At 73.5% G+C, this 16,398-nt stretch carries 18 protein-coding genes; 13 read left to right on the forward strand and 5 right to left on the reverse strand.

Going from position 1 to position 16,398, the window contains the following annotated elements; translation table 11 throughout:
- Both G5C62_RS08335 and G5C62_RS08340 read left to right on the forward strand, forming a co-directional pair.
- The coding region (locus G5C62_RS08335; protein WP_164700630.1) for an NADP-dependent oxidoreductase at nucleotides 1-775 on the forward strand (775 nt) is incomplete at its 5' end.
- A 19-nt stretch (nucleotides 776-794) separates the two neighbouring features.
- Nucleotides 795-1,103 (forward strand): hypothetical protein, encoded by a 309-nt coding sequence (locus tag G5C62_RS08340; RefSeq protein ID WP_164700631.1) that lies wholly within the window; start codon nucleotides 795-797, stop codon nucleotides 1,101-1,103.
- Here the strand turns inward: G5C62_RS08340 and G5C62_RS08345 are convergent, their stop codons facing one another.
- Nucleotides 1,104-1,763, reverse strand: a complete 660-nt coding sequence (locus G5C62_RS08345) for a DNA alkylation repair protein (RefSeq protein WP_164700632.1) — start codon at nucleotides 1,761-1,763, stop codon at nucleotides 1,104-1,106. It lies immediately after the preceding gene.
- A 99-nt stretch (nucleotides 1,764-1,862) separates the two neighbouring features.
- On the opposite strand from G5C62_RS08345, the gene G5C62_RS08350 reads away from it, so the two are divergent.
- Complete coding sequence (locus G5C62_RS08350; protein ID WP_164700633.1) at nucleotides 1,863-3,401, forward strand: acetolactate synthase large subunit; 1,539 nt, start codon at nucleotides 1,863-1,865, stop codon at nucleotides 3,399-3,401.
- A 9-nt stretch (nucleotides 3,402-3,410) separates the two neighbouring features.
- Here the strand turns inward: G5C62_RS08350 and G5C62_RS08355 are convergent, their stop codons facing one another.
- The gene (locus G5C62_RS08355) at nucleotides 3,411-4,850 is read right to left on the reverse strand and encodes a sodium/glutamate symporter (RefSeq protein WP_164700634.1); all 1,440 of its coding nucleotides are present in this window, start codon (nucleotides 4,848-4,850) and stop codon (nucleotides 3,411-3,413) included.
- A 280-nt stretch (nucleotides 4,851-5,130) separates the two neighbouring features.
- Between G5C62_RS08355 and G5C62_RS08360 the strand changes: the two genes are divergently transcribed.
- Complete coding sequence (locus tag G5C62_RS08360; protein WP_206330531.1) at nucleotides 5,131-5,631, forward strand: hypothetical protein; 501 nt, start codon at nucleotides 5,131-5,133, stop codon at nucleotides 5,629-5,631.
- A gap of 83 nt (nucleotides 5,632-5,714) precedes the next feature.
- Here G5C62_RS08360 and G5C62_RS08365 read toward each other — a convergent pair whose 3' ends face one another.
- Nucleotides 5,715-7,304: an FMN-binding glutamate synthase family protein gene (locus G5C62_RS08365; protein ID WP_164700635.1), complete on the reverse strand. Its 1,590-nt coding sequence runs from the start codon at nucleotides 7,302-7,304 to the stop codon at nucleotides 5,715-5,717.
- A 222-nt stretch (nucleotides 7,305-7,526) separates the two neighbouring features.
- Here G5C62_RS08365 and G5C62_RS08370 point away from each other — a divergent pair, with 222 nt between their 5' ends.
- The 6 genes from G5C62_RS08370 (at nucleotide 7,527) to G5C62_RS08395 (ending at nucleotide 11,736) form a co-directional block, all read left to right on the forward strand.
- Complete coding sequence (locus tag G5C62_RS08370; protein WP_241175785.1) at nucleotides 7,527-8,774, forward strand: CpaF family protein; 1,248 nt, start codon at nucleotides 7,527-7,529, stop codon at nucleotides 8,772-8,774.
- Nucleotides 8,771-9,634 carry a type II secretion system F family protein gene (locus tag G5C62_RS08375; protein ID WP_206330532.1) on the forward strand — a complete coding sequence of 288 codons (864 nt, stop codon included), beginning with the start codon at nucleotides 8,771-8,773 and terminating at the stop codon, nucleotides 9,632-9,634. The genes G5C62_RS08370 and G5C62_RS08375 overlap by 4 nt, the downstream gene beginning before the upstream one ends.
- A 70-nt stretch (nucleotides 9,635-9,704) precedes the next feature.
- Nucleotides 9,705-10,646 carry a type II secretion system F family protein gene (locus G5C62_RS08380; RefSeq protein ID WP_164700636.1) on the forward strand — a complete coding sequence of 314 codons (942 nt, stop codon included), beginning with the start codon at nucleotides 9,705-9,707 and terminating at the stop codon, nucleotides 10,644-10,646.
- Nucleotides 10,647-10,674: 28 nt separating this feature from the next.
- Nucleotides 10,675-10,881 carry a hypothetical protein gene (locus tag G5C62_RS08385; RefSeq protein WP_164700637.1) on the forward strand — a complete coding sequence of 69 codons (207 nt, stop codon included), beginning with the start codon at nucleotides 10,675-10,677 and terminating at the stop codon, nucleotides 10,879-10,881.
- Nucleotides 10,871-11,278, forward strand: a complete 408-nt coding sequence (locus tag G5C62_RS08390; RefSeq protein WP_164700638.1) for a TadE/TadG family type IV pilus assembly protein — start codon at nucleotides 10,871-10,873, stop codon at nucleotides 11,276-11,278. Before G5C62_RS08385 ends, G5C62_RS08390 begins: the two co-directional genes overlap by 11 nt.
- Nucleotides 11,275-11,736, forward strand: a complete 462-nt coding sequence (locus G5C62_RS08395) for a hypothetical protein (RefSeq protein WP_164700639.1) — start codon at nucleotides 11,275-11,277, stop codon at nucleotides 11,734-11,736. The genes G5C62_RS08390 and G5C62_RS08395 overlap by 4 nt, the downstream gene beginning before the upstream one ends.
- Nucleotides 11,737-11,865: 129 nt before the next feature.
- On the opposite strand, the gene G5C62_RS08400 is transcribed toward G5C62_RS08395, so the two are convergent.
- Nucleotides 11,866-12,801, reverse strand: coding sequence for a sugar phosphate isomerase/epimerase (locus G5C62_RS08400; RefSeq protein WP_164700640.1), 936 nt, complete (start codon nucleotides 12,799-12,801; stop codon nucleotides 11,866-11,868).
- Nucleotides 12,802-13,272: 471 nt separating this feature from the next.
- Here G5C62_RS08400 and G5C62_RS08405 point away from each other — a divergent pair, with 471 nt between their 5' ends.
- Nucleotides 13,273-14,904 carry an ABC-F family ATP-binding cassette domain-containing protein gene (locus tag G5C62_RS08405; RefSeq protein WP_164700641.1) on the forward strand — a complete coding sequence of 544 codons (1,632 nt, stop codon included), beginning with the start codon at nucleotides 13,273-13,275 and terminating at the stop codon, nucleotides 14,902-14,904.
- A gap of 80 nt (nucleotides 14,905-14,984) precedes the next feature.
- Here the strand turns inward: G5C62_RS08405 and G5C62_RS08410 are convergent, their stop codons facing one another.
- The gene (locus tag G5C62_RS08410) at nucleotides 14,985-15,215 is read right to left on the reverse strand and encodes a hypothetical protein (protein WP_164700642.1); all 231 of its coding nucleotides are present in this window, start codon (nucleotides 15,213-15,215) and stop codon (nucleotides 14,985-14,987) included.
- Between the two features lie 194 nt (nucleotides 15,216-15,409).
- Here G5C62_RS08410 and G5C62_RS08415 point away from each other — a divergent pair, with 194 nt between their 5' ends.
- The gene (locus tag G5C62_RS08415) at nucleotides 15,410-15,655 is read left to right on the forward strand and encodes a hypothetical protein (RefSeq protein ID WP_036337619.1); all 246 of its coding nucleotides are present in this window, start codon (nucleotides 15,410-15,412) and stop codon (nucleotides 15,653-15,655) included.
- Nucleotides 15,652-16,395 (forward strand): ABC transporter ATP-binding protein, encoded by a 744-nt coding sequence (locus G5C62_RS08420; protein ID WP_164700643.1) that lies wholly within the window; start codon nucleotides 15,652-15,654, stop codon nucleotides 16,393-16,395. Before G5C62_RS08415 ends, G5C62_RS08420 begins: the two co-directional genes overlap by 4 nt.
- Nucleotides 16,396-16,398: the final 3 nt, after the last annotated feature.

Consider the following 16,398-nt stretch of genomic DNA (forward strand, 5'->3'; position numbering starts at 1 on the left):
CCCGGTCAAGGAGCCCCCCTACGTGCCGGGGATGGACGTCGCCGGGGTGCTGGCCGAGATCGGGGAGGGCGCCGACACCGACATCCACGTCGGTGAGCACGTGATGGGCATCGTCGTCCCGTCCGGTGCGCACGGCGGCTACCGCGAGGACGTCGTGCTGCCCGCCGGCTCGATCGCCCGCGTGCCCGAGGGCGTCGGCGACGCCGCGGCGGCCACGCTGCCGATGAACGGGCTCACCGCCCGGCTCGCGCTGGACCGGATGGCGCTGCAGCCGGGACAGGTGCTCGCGGTGACCGGCGCGGCCGGGGCGTTCGGCGGCTACGTCGTCCAGCTGGCCAAGACCGAGGGGCTGACCGTGGTGGCCGACGCCAAGCCCGAGGACGAGCAGCTGGTGCGCGACCTGGGGGCCGACGTCGTCGTCCGGCGGGGGGACGACGTCGCCGACCGGATCCGCGAGCAGTTCCCCGACGGCGTCGACGGGCTGGCCGACGGCTCGGTGCAGGACGCCGCCGTGCTGCCCGCGGTCAAGGACGGCGGGGCCGTCGCGACCGTCCGTGGCTACCGCGGCGACGGGCAGCGCGACCTGCGGGTCTTCCCGGTGATGGTCCGCGACTACGCCGAGGAGCACGCCAAGCTGGACCGGCTGCGCGAGCAGGTGGAGAACGGCGAGATCACCCTCCGGGTGGCGCACACCTTCCCGGCGGCGAAGGCCGCGGAGGCCCACCGCCGGCTCGAGGCCGGCGGCGTGCGGGGACGTCTGGTCCTCACCTTCTGACCGCGATAGGAAGGCCCGCATGAGACGCAGGCGCTCGTGGGGCTCGCTCTGGTCGAAGGGCTCGGTGCTGTCGATCGGCTCGACCGGGTCGGTGCTGTCCATCGGCAGCGTCGGCTCGGTGCTGTCGATCGGCAGCATCGGCTCGTCCTGCTCGCTGTTCAGCATCGGGTCGAGCACGTCGATCGGGTCGGCGGCGTCCTGGCTGTCGATCGGGTCGGTGCTGTCGGCGGAGTCCCGGTGGTCGGTGCTGTCGTGGCGGTCGGTGAGGTCCTGGCGGTCGGCGGGGGAGTGCGCCGGGGAGTGCGACTGCTGCGGGTCGGCCGGCTGATCAGCCCAGGTGCTTGGCCGCCTCCCGGCGGGAGAGCGGGCTGAGCTCGTGCTCGGCCAGGAACCGGCGCACCCAGTCGGGGTCGGTCTTGGTGTGCTCGCGCAGCGCCCAGCCGATCGCCTTGCGGACGAAGAACTCCGGGTCGGCGGCGTTGACCTCGATGACCTCGGCGAGCAGCGCGGTGTCGGTGCGCTCCTTGGCGCCGAGCTGGGCGATGACCGCGCTGCGCCGCAGCCACCGGTCCGGGTCGCGCGCCCAGCCCTGCAGCGCCGCCCGCAGTGGCGCCGGGTGGGCGAGCAGCAGATCGCGGACCCGGGGCTGGACCCCGTCGACCAGGTCCCACCACGCGCCGGTGGTGATCATCTCCTCGTACAGCGGCAGCAGCTCCAGGGCGCCCCGGGCGACGGGCAGGCCGGTCAGCGCGATGGCGGCGTGCCGCTCCTCCCGGACGGTCGCCTCCCGCCACAGCACACCGGCGGCCCGTTCGACGTCCGGTGGGTGCGCGGCCGCGGCGGCCCGGACGATCCGGCGGACGTCGGGCAGCCGCACCCCGAGGCAGGGCTCCGCCGTCTTCAGGTAGGCCTGCATGCCGCGGCCCCGCTCGGGGTCGGCCGCCGCCCACAGCGCGGCGCGCACCTCGGGGACCAGGTCAGCGGCCATGCCGGCGATCCTGCCGCAGTCGGATCGCTCAGCGGGAGCCCCCGTGCGAGGCTGCCGGGGAGGTCGCCCGCCGGAGTGCGGCCCTGGTCGGGAGGTCCCGTGAACGGCGCGCAGGCAGTCATCCGCACCCTGGTCGAGGGCGGGGTGGACGTCTGCTTCGCCAACCCCGGCACCTCGGAGATGCACTTCGTCGCGGCCCTGGACGACGTCCCGGAGATGCGGGCCGTGCTCACCCTGTTCGAGGGCGTCGCCACCGGCGCCGCCGACGGGTACGCCCGGATGACCGGCTCTCCGGCGGCCACGCTGCTGCACCTGGGTCCCGGGCTGGGCAACGGGATCGCCAACCTGCACAACGCCTGCCGGGCACGGACGCCGCTGGTCAACGTCATCGGCGACCACGCACTGACCCACAAGCGGCTGGACGCGCCGCTGGAGTCCGACATCGACGCGCTGGCCGGCACGGTGTCCGGGTGGGTGCGCCGGTCGCTGGCCACCAGCGAGGTGGGTGCGGACACCGCCGACGCGATCGCCGCCGCCGCCCGCGGCCAGGTGGCCAGCCTGGTGCTGCCGGCCGACGTCTCCTGGAGCGACGGCGCCGCGGTGGCCGCCGTCCCGGCCCGGCGCCCGGCCCCGCAGGTGCCCGCCTCCGTGGTGGAGGAGGTGGCCGGGGTGCTCGGCGGCTCGACCTTGCTCTTCCTCGGCGGCGACGCGGTGCTCGAGCCCGGGCTGCGGGCCGCTGCCCAGGTCGCCGCGGGCACCGGTACCCGGCTGCTGTCCCAGCGGTCCCCGGCGCGGATGCAGCGCGGGGCCGGGCTGCCCGACGTGCTCAAGCTGCCCTATCCGCCCGAGGGCGCCCGCAAGCAGCTGGACGGCGTCGAGCACCTCGTTCTGGTCGGTGCCGTGGAGCCGGTGGCCTTCTTCGGCTACCCCGGCATGGACGGCCGGCTGCTGCCCGAGGGCTGCTCGGTGCACGTGCTGGCCGCCCCGGGCGAGGACGTCGTCGCGGCGCTGCAGGCCCTGGCCGAGTCGACCGCCCCGGACGCCGTCCCGGAGCTGGCCGAGGCCCGCCGTCCGGACCTGCCCACCGGGGAGCTGGACATCAAGGCCCTGGCCGAGGTGGTCGGCGCGTTGCTGCCCGAGCGGGCGATCGTCGTCGACGAGGCGTTGACCAGCGGCTACTTCCTCCCGATGGCGACCGTCGGGGCGCCGGCGCACGACTGGCTGGCCCTCACCGGCGGCGCGATCGGGCAGGGGATGCCGGTGGCCGTCGGTGCCGCGGTGGCCTGCCCGGACCGGCCGGTGGTCTCGCTGCAGGCCGACGGCAGCGCGATGTACACCATCCAGGCGCTGTGGACCCAGGCCCGCGAGGGGCTCGACGTCACCACGGTCATCTGCGACAACAGCGCCTACGCGATCCTGGCCAGCGAGCTGGAGAGCGTCGGTGCGGCCGGCGGCGGGGAGCGCGCCGGGAAGCTGCTGGACCTGGGCGGGCCGGCGCTGGACTTCGTCGCGCTGGCCACCGGGATGGGCGTGCCGGCGACCCGGGCCACCACCGCCGAGGAGCTGGCCGAGCAGTTCCGCGCCGCGCTGGCCGAGCCCGGGCCGCACCTGATCGACGCCGTCCTGCCGCGCGGCTGACCCGCCGGCTCAGGTGTCCGCGACCCGGGCCTCCTCCTCGGCCGGGGAGCGACGGCCGAAGTAGAAGATGCCGATCCCCAGCGACACGATGAGCAGCACGGCCATGAAGACGAGCAACGGGACCGCGCCGAACTGGGCGATCAGCGGCAGTGACGCCGCGGTGACCAGGCCGCCGCCGAAGAAGGGCTCGAAGGCCAACTGCTTGTAGCCGAACGCCTCCATGGCCGGGGTGGCGGCGTTGGGGTCGGCGACCCGGATCAGGATCAGCCCGGTGGCCGTGACGCCGAGGGACTGACCGAGGTCGCCGATGCCGCGTTCGAACCAGAACCGCGGGATCATCCGGCGGGCCAGGAAGACGAAGACCCCGACGTTCCAGGCGAGCCCGGCGATGGCGAGCAGCAGGAACGTCACCCAGTTGTTCGCGATCGCCTGGATGGACAGCGTGGCCAGCGCGCTGATGATCAGCAGGTCGAGCGCGATGCCCTGGATCCGCAGCATCATCTGCCGGTCGACGATGCCGGTGCGGTCGAACCGGTCGACCAGCTTCTGCACCGCGACGCCGCCGATCATCGCCAGCGGGAACAGCGGAACGTACTCGAAGAGCTCGACGGTGTCGGCCCACAGCAGCCGCTCCAGCGCCTGCAGCGCTTCCAGGAGGGCGAGCCCGAGCAGGATCGCCACGGCGACGACGGCGAAGTGGATCGCCAGCGGCTCGACCGAGGCGGTGCGCACCGTCAGCATCGCGGCCGGCTTCTGCTCCTCCTTCTCGTAGAGCCCGCGCTGCTCGGCCAGCGAGGTCTTCGCATCGCTCTCCAGCACCTCGGCGCGGCCGGTGTGCACCCCCCAGTTGATCAGCGCGATGCCGACGACGACGCCGGCGACGACCCCCACCGTGGCCAGGCCGAGCGCCAGGTCCTGTCCCTCGGGGAAGCCGAGCTCGGCGAAGGTGTCGCCCAGCCCCGCTGCGGTGCCGTGCCCGCCCTCGAAGCCGACCTCGATCAGCGCCCCGACCATCGGGTCCTGGTCGAGGAAGGGCACCAGCAGGAGGACGGCGAGCAGCAGCCCGATCACGTACTGGCCGGACGCCATGGTGACGCCGAGCGCCAGTTGCGGGCCGGCCAGCTCGGCGGCCTCCTTCACCTTGGGGATGCGCTCGCCGAGGAACAGCGTCGCGAAGACCACCGAGATGAGCAGGCCGGGCAGCGACGCCCAGACGTCGAGGAACTCCTCCGGCCACAGCCCGCCGGTCAGCGGGGCGTCCGGCCCGCCGATCGCCTCGGCGATCGAGCCGACCACCTCCGGGCCGATCAGGAGCGCCAGGAAGCCGCCGATGATCGAGCTGGGGAGGAAGAGCTTCTGCGCGATGCGGGACCGGATCCGGACGAGCTTGGCGACCAGGAGCAGGACGCCGAGCACGAGCAGGCTGAGTCCGATGACGTCGGCGGACACGGTGCCTCCCTCGGGGAGATCCGAGTCGGGGACCGGTTGCGCAGGGTGGTCCCTGACGGGCCTCACACCCTGGTGCCTCGGAGGTCCGCCGACAACCCCCCGGTCGGCCCGAACCTCCCTGGGCTCGCCCATGGGCTCAGTGCAGTCGCTGTAACCACCTCGCCCGCGGTGGATGGACGTCCGCGACGCCCGCTGCTCCGGTGCTGGTCACGCCGCGATGGCACGGGGTTTCCCGATGATCAACGCAGGGCATCTGTGGCTCACCATCCGAGGAGGACCCGTGGACACCTGGCTGATCGTCGTCATCGTCATCGCCGTGCTGATCGTGCTGGCGCTCGTCGCGTTGGCGATCACCAAGCGCGGCGGGGCGAGCAAGGAGCGCAAGCGCGAGCAGGCCCTCGAGCACCTGCGGGAGGCCGAGCTGCTCGCCGCCCGCGCGGACAAGGAGCAAGCGCTCGCCGACGAGCAGGCCGCCCGGGCCCGGCGGGAGCGCGCCGAGGCCGAGGAGCGCACCGCACTGGCGGAGCGGGAGGCGCACGAGCACACCGTCCACGCGCAGCAGGAACGGTCGATGGCCGCCGAGCTCAAGGCCAAGGCGGAGAAGCTCGCCCCGGGGCTGGCGCAGTCCGACGGCTCGCACCACCAGGTGGACGCCGACCGGCGGGACGTCGCCGAGGAGCAGGACGTCGTGCGCCACGACGACCCCGTGCGGCAGGACGACCCCGTGCGCCGGGAGGCGTCCCCGCAGCAGGAGGGCCCCCACGGCGCCACCCGCGCCTGATCACCTCATCCTCAGCCGTCTCCCCGCTCCGGGGGCTTCTCGTTACAGGCACTGGACCGACATGACCGACCGTTGTTCGGGTGTCAGCTCGGCAAGGCGTCGTCGACCGCGGTAGGTGACGGCGGGGCGCTGCCGCCGTGCGGTGCCTCGCCGGTCATCAGCTGCACGATCTGCTCGCGGTCGGCCGCCGAGGGGAGCCCCCAGGTCGGCTCGTACTCGTAGACCTCGGCGAGTGGGCGTGATGCGGTGCGGCCGGTGAGGATCTCCACCGCTGAGGTGTCGATGAGCCCGGGGTGCTCGACTCCGCAGGCCTCCGCGACCTTGAGCAGGTCGCGCCGGAGGGTCTGGATGTAGGTGGCCGCCCGCACCGACTTCAGCGCGGGGTCCAGGCCGTGCGCGAGCCAGGTGTTCTGGGTCGCGACGCCGGTGGGGCAGGTGTCGGTGTGGCACTTCTGCGCCTGGATGCAGCCGATCGCCAGCATCGCCTCGCGGGCGACGTTGACGAGGTCGCAGCCGAGGGCGAAGGCGATGGTCGCGTTGTCGGGCAGGCCGAGCTTGCCGCCGCCGATGAAGGTGACCTGCTCGTGCAGCCCGGCCCGGGCGAAGGTGGAGTAGACCCGGGCGAAGCCCAGCTGGAACGGCAGCGAGACCGAGTCGGTGAAGATCAGCGGCGCGGCGCCGGTGCCGCCCTCGCCGCCGTCGATGGTCACGAAGTCCACGCCCCGGTCGGTGGTCGCCATCAGCTCGGTGAGCTCGTGCCAGAACCCCATGTCTCCGACGGCGGACTTGATGCCGACCGGCAGCCCGGTCTCGGCGGCGAGCAGCTCGACCCAGTCGAGCAGGCTGTCGGTGTCGGAGAACTCGGCGTGCCGGGACGGGCTGATGCAGTCGACGCCCTCCGGGACCCCGCGGGTGGCGGCGATCTCGGCAGAGACCTTGGCCGCGGGCAGCACGCCACCCAGACCGGGTTTGGCGCCCTGGCTGAGCTTGATCTCCAGGGCACGGACGGGGGCGGAGGCGACCAGGTCCTTGAGCCGGGCCAGGTCGAAGCGGCCGTGCTCGTCGCGGCAGCCGAAGTACGCCGTCCCCAGCTGGAACACCAGCTCGCCGCCGTGCCGGTGGTGCGGGGACACCCCGCCCTCGCCGCTGTTGTGCAGGCAGCCGGCCAGCGCGGCGCCGCGGTTCAGCGCCTCCACCGCCTGGCCGGACAGCGAGCCGAAGCTCATCGCGGAGATGTTCACGACCGACTGCGGCCGGAACGCGTGTGCCCGCCCGCGGGCGGCGCCGAGCACCTTGGCACTGGGCAGCCGCGTCTTCTGCCCGGCTTGCGCGGTGGTGGCCGGGACGGCGTGGCCGAAGGTGCGGTGGTTGATGACCGGGTAGCCGGCGGTGAACTCGAGGTCGTTGTCGGTGCCGAAGCCGAAGTAGTTGTTCTGCTTCTTCGCCGAGGCGTACACCCAGCGCCGCTGGTCGCGGGTGAACGGCCGCTCCTCGTTGTTGCCCGCCACCAGGTACTGCCGCATCTCGGGGCCGATGGACTCCAGCAGGTAGCGGGCCCGGCCGAGCACCGGGAAGTTGCGCAGCAGGGTGTGCTCGCGCTGGAGGAGGTCGCGGGCGGCGACCCCGGCGAGGGCGGAGAGTCCGGCGGCCGCAGCGCGGGTTGCCCAGGTCATGTCCCACTATGACGCGAGCCCGCTCCGATCGTGTCCGGTTCTGCGCCGGGACCTCTCCGTGCGCGCGAGGGGCACCTCGCCGTTGTCGTGTCCCCTGACCGGGTGAACCAGCCGGGTGAGGGGTCACTGTTCGTCCACAGGGCTCCCCGCGGAGCCGTCTCGTCCCCTTACAGTCACCGCACTCAACCGACCAAGTGGCTGCTCAACGGGGGTGTCGTGCCGGTGGCGAGCTCTGCCGTCGATCTCGTGGACGGCGAGGTCCGGGAGCTGATCCGGCGCCGGGGGCTCGACCCGTTCGGCGATCCCGGGCCGGTGCGGATGCTGGTGCGGGACGTGGTCGCCGACTACTCCGAGCGCTCGCTGTCCTCCACGTTGCCGCCGGTCGGTGACCCGGAGGGCGTCGTCCGCGACGTGCTGGACCGGGTGGCCGGGTACGGGCCGCTGCAGCGGTGGCTGGATGACCCGGAGGTCGAGGAGATCTGGGTCAACGAGCCGGGCCGGGTGTTCGTCGCCCGCCGCGGGCGCAGTGAGCTGACGACGACGATCCTGGGCGCCGGGCAGCTGGCGGACCTGGTCGAGCGGATGCTGCGCAGCTCGGGTCGGCGGATCGACATGTCCACCCCGTTCGTCGACGCGATGCTGCCCGACGGCTCTCGGCTCCACGTCGTGATCCCGGATGTCACGCGCCGGCACATGGCGGTGAACATCCGGAAGTTCGTGCTGCAGGCGCACTCGCTCGACGAGCTGGTCGCGCTGGGCACCCTGACCTCACAGGTGGCTCGGTTCCTGGAGGCCTCGGTCGCCGCGGGGCTGAACATCCTGGTCTCCGGCGGTACCCAGGCCGGCAAGACCACGATGCTGAACTGCCTGTGCGCCGCGGTCCCGGCCCGCGAGCGGGTGGTCACCTGTGAAGAGGTCTTCGAGCTGCGGGTGCCGTTGCCCGACGTCGTGGCGATGCAGACCCGGCAGGCCAACCTCGAGGGCGCGGGTGAGATCCCGTTGCGCCGGCTGGTGAAGGAGGCGCTGCGGATGCGGCCCTCCCGGCTGGTCGTTGGCGAGGTGCGCCAAGAAGAGTGCCTGGACCTGTTGATCGCGTTGAACAGCGGACTGCCCGGCATGTGCACCCTGCACGCCAACAGTGCCCGCGAGGCCGTGGTCAAGATGTGCACCCTGCCGCTGCTGGCCGGGGAGAACATCGGGCACGCCTTCGTCGTCCCGACCGTGGCCTCCAGCGTCGACCTCGTCGTGCACGTGGGCACCGAGCCCAGCGGTGCGCGGCGGCTGCGTGAGGTCGTGGCGCTGCCCGGCCGCACCGAGGGCAGCGTCGTCGAGACCGCCGACGTCTTCACCACCCGCGACGGCCGGCTGGTGCGCGCCGACGGCTACCCGCCGCACGCCGACCGCTACGCCGCCCACGGCTTCGACCTGGCTGCGCTGCTGGGCGACCCGGCCGAACGGCGGACCGCGTGAGCGTGCCCGGTGGCCTGCTCGGGCTGGCGCTCGGCGTCGGCCTGCTGCTGATCTGGCGCAGCGGCGCCCGGGCGCCGGTCCGGCGGGCGGGCACCTCCCGGCCGGGGCGGCGTCAGCAGCTGCTCTCCGCCGCCGGGCTCACCGGGATCAACTCCGCCCAGCTGCTCGCGCTCCAGGTCGCTCTGGGCGTCGCTTGTCTCCTGCTGGTGCTGCTGACCACGCAGACGGTGACGATCAGCCTGGCGTTCGGCGTCTTCGGCTCGGCGGTGCCGTACCTGCTGGTGCGTCGGCTCGCCGCCAAGCGCCGGGCCGACCTGCGCGAGGTGTGGCCGGAGGTCGTGGACAACCTGGCCTCGGCGGTGCGGGCCGGGCTCTCGCTGCCCGAGGCGCTGTCGGCGCTCGCCGTCCGTGGGCCGGAGGTGCTGCGGGGCTCCTTCGCCCGGTTCGCCGCCGACCACCGCTCCAGCGGCCGGTTCAGCGACGCCCTCGACCGGCTGAAGGACGACCTGGCCGACCCGGTGGGCGACCGGATCGTGGAGACGCTGCGGGTGGCGCGCGAGGTGGGCGGCAGCGACCTGGGCCGAGTGCTGCGCACCCTGGCCGCGTTCCTCCGCGAGGACGCCCGGGCCCGCGCCGAGCTGGAGACCCGGCAGGGGTGGGTCATCCAGGCCGCCCGGCTGGCCGTGGCCGCGCCCTGGGTGGTGCTGCTCCTGCTCGCCACGCAGCAGCAGACGTTGACCGCCTACGACAGCCCGGTCGGGACGGCGCTGCTGCTGATCGGCGGCGGGGTGTGCCTGCTCGCCTACCGGCTGATGCTCAAGATCGGGCGGCTTCCCGAGGACGTGCGGGTGCTCCAGTGAGTGAGCATCGCAGCGAGCGCCAGCGAGCGAGGAGCGGAGCGAACGGGCCGCGGAGCGGCGCGGTGTCGTCGTGAGTGCCGGGCTGACCGGCATGCTGTTGGGGCTGGTCGCGGCCACGGGCGTGCTGCTCGCGGTGAGCTTCGCGCCGCCGTTCCGGCAGGTGCGGCTGGTCGACCGGCTGGCGCCCTATGTGCACGACAGTCCGGCGCCGTCCCGGCTGCTCGGCACCGTGACCCAGCCCGGGGTGCTCAGCGCTGCCCGGCGGATGTTCGGGCCGGTGCTGGCCGACGGCGGGCGCCACGTCGACCGGTTGCTCGGTGGCCGGGTGGCGGTTCGGTGGCGGCTCGACGCGCTGAACGCCGACGCGACCGTCGAGGACTTCCGGATCGAGCAGGTGGTGTGGGGCGGGCTCGGGCTGCTCGGCGCCGCCGTCCTGGCCGTGCTGGGGTCGGCGCTGGCCGGGGCGGTGAACCTGCTGTCGGTCGTGCTGTTGTGCGTGGCCGGGCTGGTCGGCGGGGTGCTGGGCCGGGACTGGTGGCTGACCCAGCAGGTGCAGCGGCGTGAGGAGCTGCTGCTGGCGGAGTTCCCGGTGGTCGCCGAGCTGCTGGCGCTCGCCGTGACCGCAGGGGAGAGCCCGACCGCGGCGATCGCCCGGGTCACCCGGCTCTCCGGCGGCGAGCTGGCCCGGGAGCTGGGCGCGACCCTCGCCCGGGCCCGCGCCGGGGTGCCGCTGGTCGATGCGCTGCAGCAGCTGGCCGACCGCACCTCGCTCGACCCGCTGGCCCGGTTCGTCGACGGCCTGATCGTGGCCATCGAGCGCGGCACCCCACTGGCCGAGGTGCTGCGGGCCCAGGCCGCCGACGTCCGAGAGGCCGGCAAGCGCCGGCTGCTCGAAGCAGGCGGGCGCAAGGAAATCGCGATGATGGTCCCGGTCGTGTTCCTGGTGCTGCCCGTCACCGTCCTGTTCGCCCTGTACCCGGGGCTGATCAGCATCGTCTCGCTGGCGCAGTGACGCCGGTGACCGACAGAGAGGACCACGGATGCGTGCCTACGCGTTCCTTCTGACCGCGCTGGCTGCGCTGGCGGCCCGGCTGCGGGAGGACGATCCCGAGCGGGGCGACGTCCCGGGCTGGGTGATGATCACGGTGATGACCGCTGCGCTGGTGCTGGCGATCCTCGTGCCGTTCCGCGCGGCGATCGTGGAGGCGGTGTCGAACGCGCTGGAGTCCGTGACGAGTGCGCAGTGAGCGGCTGACGGACGACGGCGAGCGGGGGAGCGCGGTCGTCGACTTCGTGCTGGTCGGCGTGCTGGTCGTGGCGCTGCTGCTCGCGGTGTTGCAGGTGGCGGTCTACGTGCACCTGCGCAACGTGGTGGTGGCCAGCGCGCAGCAGGGTGCCCGGTACGCGGCCAACGCCGACGTGCCCGCCGAGGCCGGGGCGGCCCGGACGTTGGAGATCGTCGGGCAGGCGACCTCGACGGGGACGGCGGCCGGGTTGGCGTGCGAGTCGCTGCAGGAGGTCGACGAGAGTGGGCTGACGCTCGTCGTCGTCCGGTGCGTCGGGGCGGTGCCGAGCCTGTTCGGCCCGCTGGGGGACCTGCTGCCGCTGTCGGCGACCGGGCGTTCGGTGGCGGAGACGCCGTGAACTGGCTCCGTGAGCGACTGAGCGGCCCCGAGCGTGGGTCGGCGATCGTGGAGTTCGTGTTCATCGCGCTGGTGGTGTTCCTGCCGCTGGTCTACATCGTGGCCGGGTTCTCGTCCGTCCAGCGCGGGGTGTTCGCGGCGAACGCGGCGGCCCGGGAGGCGGGGCGGGCGATCGCAACCGCGCCGGACGTGTCGACCGGGCAGGCGCGTGCGGAGGCGGCGGTGACGATCGCGGTGGCCGACCAGTCGGTGGAGGCGACCGACGTCGTCCTGGCCTATGCGCCGGTCGGCGCCGGGTGCGAGGCGGCGGGTGGCTATGCGCCGTCGCTGGTGCCGGGGGAGGAGTTCTCGGTGTGCGTGACGGTGACCGTGCGGATCCCGCTGCTGCCGGAGTTCATCGACGCCAACACCGCCACCGGCCAGTTCCTCGTCGAACGCGACCGCTACGTCGACGGCTGACCGACCCGCCGTTGTGCGCCCATCGTCGGTCCCGACCCGGCGAACCGACGATCGGCGCACAACCCTGAGGACACGCGCGAGGGGCGGCCCCGGCTGACCGGGACCGCCCCTGCGGACGGTGCGGCTACCTCAGTAGGTCACGGAGCTGAGGTAGTCGAGGCCGGCCTGCGCGGCCTCGAAGGGGTCGAACGTCGGGTCGCCGAAGCGCGGGTCGTGCTCGACGACGTAGTAGCGGACGTGGTGGGCGGCCGCGAAGATCGCCGGGAAGTCGAGGGAGCCGCGGCCGACGATCTCGATGCGGTTGTCCAGGGCCGGGTTGAGGTCCTTGACGTGCAACAGCTTGATCCGCTTGCCGTACTCCTCGATGACGTCGACCGGGTCGAGGCCGGCGAAGGCGACCCAGTACAGGTCGAGCTGGGAGACCACGTTCTTCTTCTGGGTGTGCTGCATCAGGATGTCGAAGGCGGTGCGGTCGCCGAAGACGGTGGTGAACTCAAAGTCGTGGTTGTGGATGAACAGGGTCTGGCCGGCCTGGCGCGCCTGCTCACCCGCGGCGTCGAGGTACTCGGCGTAGGCGATCCAGTCGGCCTCGGTCTCGAGCTCCCCGATCCACGGGGCGCCCGCGGTGCTGCCGGAGCCGAAGTACTTGATGCCGAGGACGCGGTTGTCCGCGAGGATCTGCTCGATGTCCGCGGGGTTGGCGGGGGAGCCCACGTCGACGTGCCGGGCTGACGCCTTGAGGCCGTACTGGTCGAGGAGGGCCGCGTACTCCTCGGCGGTCCAGCCGCTCAGGGTGTACGGCTCCACGTTGCGATAGCCCATCTCGGCGAGCCGGCGCAGGACCTCCTCGTGGCGCGCCTGCGATTCGGCGTCGTCGCCGATGTAGTCGGCGAACGTGTAGAGCTGGATCGAGATCTTGCTGAGCGGCACGCCCCGATCGGCGCACTCGGCGGAAGCCGGGGCCTTCGTGGGCGGGGCGGCGCTCGCTGAGCCGGCGAGGCCGACGAACAGCAGTGTGGACAGGACGACTACGAGCACGGCCCGCAGACCGATCGGCACCTTCATGGGTCCCCCTCTGAGCGTGACGTGGGCAGACGACATCGCCGGGCGGCCACCCGCTGTCTGGAGGCGGGAGCCCGCACCGAGGTGTGCTGTGCGTCACAACGTAGCGGGACTTGTGTCAAACACAAAGCAGAAGTCGTACAGATCCAGGCGGAACAACGCGACCGCCCGGGAGCGCCTGGGCGCAGCGCCCGCCAGCTCCCCGATGTGCGCTCGTCGTCGGTCCGCGGTCGGCGAACCGACGACGAGCGCACAACCCCGGCCGTCGGGAATCGGTCGCGCGCCGACCAGCGCCGCGCGTACGGTCCGGAGCGACCGGACAGGCGATCAGGGAGCAGCGACATGGGTGGCAGCGGCGACATCTCCGGGTGAACCCCGGGGTGTGCCCGGCAGGCGAGCAGCCGCCGGAGCCCTCGTCGTCCTCGTCCACCGCCGGGCTGCCACAGGCGCCCGCGTCCTCGCGAAGGTCCCGCCGTGCCCGATGCCTCCGTCGTCTGCTCCGCTCTGTCCTTTACCTGGCCTGACGGCACCCCCGTCTTCGCCGACCTCTCCCTCACCGTCGGCGCCGGCCGCACCGGCCTGATCGCGCCCAACGGCGCCGGCAAGAGCACCCTGCTCAGGCTGATCGCCGGCGAGCTCCGGCCCGCCGCGGGCACGGTCACCGTCGACGGCGTGCTCGGGTACCTGCCCCAGTCGCTGCCGCTGGCCGGCAACCTGACCGTCGCCGAGGTGCTGGGCGTCGCGCCCGTGCTCGCCGCCCTGGCCGCCATCGAGTCCGGTGACGCTGCCGACGAGCACTTCGCCGCCATCGGTACCGACTGGGACGTCGAGGAGCGCACCCGCGTCCAGCTCGACCGGTTGGGCCTGGGTGACGTCACGCTCGACCGCCGGCTCGACACCCTCAGCGGCGGGCAGGTCATCACGCTCGGCCTGGCCGCGCAGCTGCTCGAGCGCCCCGAGGTCCTGCTGCTCGACGAGCCGACCAACAACCTGGACGGCGACGCGCGCCGCACCCTGTACGCCGCGCTCGACGACTTCGCCGGCTGCCTGCTGGTGGTCAGCCACGACCGGGCGCTGCTCGACCGGATGGACCGCATCGCCGAGCTCGACCGCGGCGAGCTGCGCACCTACGGCGGGGGCTTCACCGACTGGGAGGCCGCCGTCCGCGCGGAGCAGGAGGCGGTGGAGCGCGACGTCCGCACCGCCGAGCAGCAGGTCAAGCGGGAGAAGCGGGAGCGGCAGCTGGCCCGGGAGCGGGCGCAGAAGAAGTCCGGCAACGCCGCCCGCACCGTCAAGGACGCCGGGCTGCCGAAGATCCTCATCGGCAAGATGAAGCGGACCGCCCAGGAGTCGGCGGGCAAGGTCGACGACGTGCACGCCGCCCGGCTCGACGGTGCCCGCACCCGGCTGGAGGAGGCCGAGCGCGCGCTGCGGGACGACCAGGCGATCGTGCTGGAACTGCCCGGCACCGCGGTGCCCTCAGGGCGGACCGTGTTCGCCGGCGAGGGGCTGCAGCTGCGGCTGGGGGAGCGGGCGCTCTTCGCCGAGGGCGGCGTCGACCTCACCGTCCGCGGCCCGGAGCGGATTGCGCTGACCGGTGGGAACGGGGCCGGGAAGTCGTCACTGCTACGGCTGATGACCGGCGACCTCACGCCCGACGCCGGGGAAATCCGGAGGGCCGGCGGCCGGGTCGCCCACCTGTCCCAGCGGCTGGACCTGCTCGACCCCGACCGCACCGTGGCCGAGGCGCTCGCGGACGCGGCACCGGCGATGCCCACGGCGGAGCGGATGAACCTGCTGGCCCGGCACCTGTTCCGCGGCAGCCGGGCGTACCTGCCGGTCCGGGCGCTCTCGGGCGGTGAGCGGCTGCGGGCCACGCTGGCCTGCGTGCTGCACGCCGAACCGGCTCCCCAGCTGCTGCTGCTCGACGAACCGACGAACAACCTCGACCTGGTCAGCGTCGGCCAGCTGGTGAGTGCGCTGGCGGCCTACCGAGGCGCGTTCGTGGTGGTCAGCCACGACGAGCGGTTCCTCACCGAGCTCGGCATCACCCGCTGGCTCCACCTCACCGACGGCCGCCCGCACGAGGTCGCCGCACCCGGCTGACCCGGCCGCCGGTGTGCGCTCGTCGTCGGTTCCGGACCGGGGAACCGACGGTCAGCGCACAACAGGGGAGCGGAACGAGGTCAGCCGGCGATGCGGGTGCACTCCGGGCAGCGGTCGGTGCCCGGGAAGGTGAGCCAGTCCTGCGTGGCGACGGCGGAGACCAGCACGCCGCAGACCGACTGGTCCAGACCGTCGACGACCGGGCGGGCGACGGCATGGGTGACCTGGTCGCTGCTGCGGGGGTCGTGCGCCGTGGAGGCCACGTGGGTGGCGGTGAGGTCGGTGCCGATCGAGGAGATGGTCGCCGTCATGGGCAGCAGCCTGCCGGACGAACATGACGATCTGACTGCGATGGGACGTTGATCCTGCGATGGCTCGTCACACACGTGCCGAGGCAGCCCCGGGTACAGCCTGCTGCACCGCAAGAGGCCAGGTCAGGGGATCGGAGACGGGGCGCGCCCCGACCAGCATCGGGAGGGACACCAACCCGACCGAGGAGCCCCCCGTGCCCGACCCGTACCGCCTGGAGCCCACCGCACAGCCCGTCGACCTCCGTCCCGCCCCCGAGCCGGCGCGCAGCACCCCGGACCGGCCGCTGCGCACGCTGCTGTGGGTCGTCCTGGTGCTGAGCATCGCCGGCAACAGCGTCACCTCGTTCAGCGCCGTCCCGCTCGCGGTCAGCATCGGCTTCGGCCTGCTGACCGCCGTCAGCGCCATCACGCTGATCAGCCTGCACGTGCGCAACCGATGAGCACCGCCCTCGCGCCGACGGCCACCGCCGCCGTCGCCCTCACGCACGTGACCAAGACCCACCCCAACGGCGTCCGCGCCCTGGACGACGTCACGGTCGAGGTGCCCCGCGGCAGCTTCCTCGCCGTCATGGGCCCCTCCGGCTCGGGCAAGAGCACCCTGCTGCAGGTCGCCGCCGGGCTGGACACCCCGACCAGCGGCGAGGTCCTCCTCGACGGCGCCGGCATCGGCGGGCTGGACGAGACCCGCCGCACCGAGCTGCGCCGCGACCGGATCGGCTTCGTGTTCCAGGCCTACAACCTGCTGCCCGCGCTCACCGTGGGGGAGAACATCACCCTGCCGTTGCGGCTGGCCGGGAAGCCGCTGGACCGGGAGTGGGTGCAGTACCTCGTCGACCGGGTGGGGCTGGGCGACCGGCTGGACCACCGGCCGACCGAGCTCTCCGGCGGCCAGCAGCAGCGGGCCGCGATCGCCCGCGCCCTGGTCGCCCGGCCCGCCGTCGTCTTCGCCGACGAGCCCACCGGCGCCCTGGACCTGCACAGCGCCGCCGAGGTGCTCGGCCTGCTCCGCGCCCTGGTCGACGACCTGGGCCAGACCGTCGTGCTGGTCACGCACGACCCGGCCGCCGCGGCCCGCGCCGACCGCGCGCTGGTGATGGCCGACGGCCGGGTCGTCGACACCCTCGAGCGCCCGGCCGCCGCCGACCTGGCCGCGTGCCTCGTCGCGCTGCGCGAGGGCTGAGCC

This window comes from Modestobacter sp. KNN46-3, assembly GCF_011039295.1.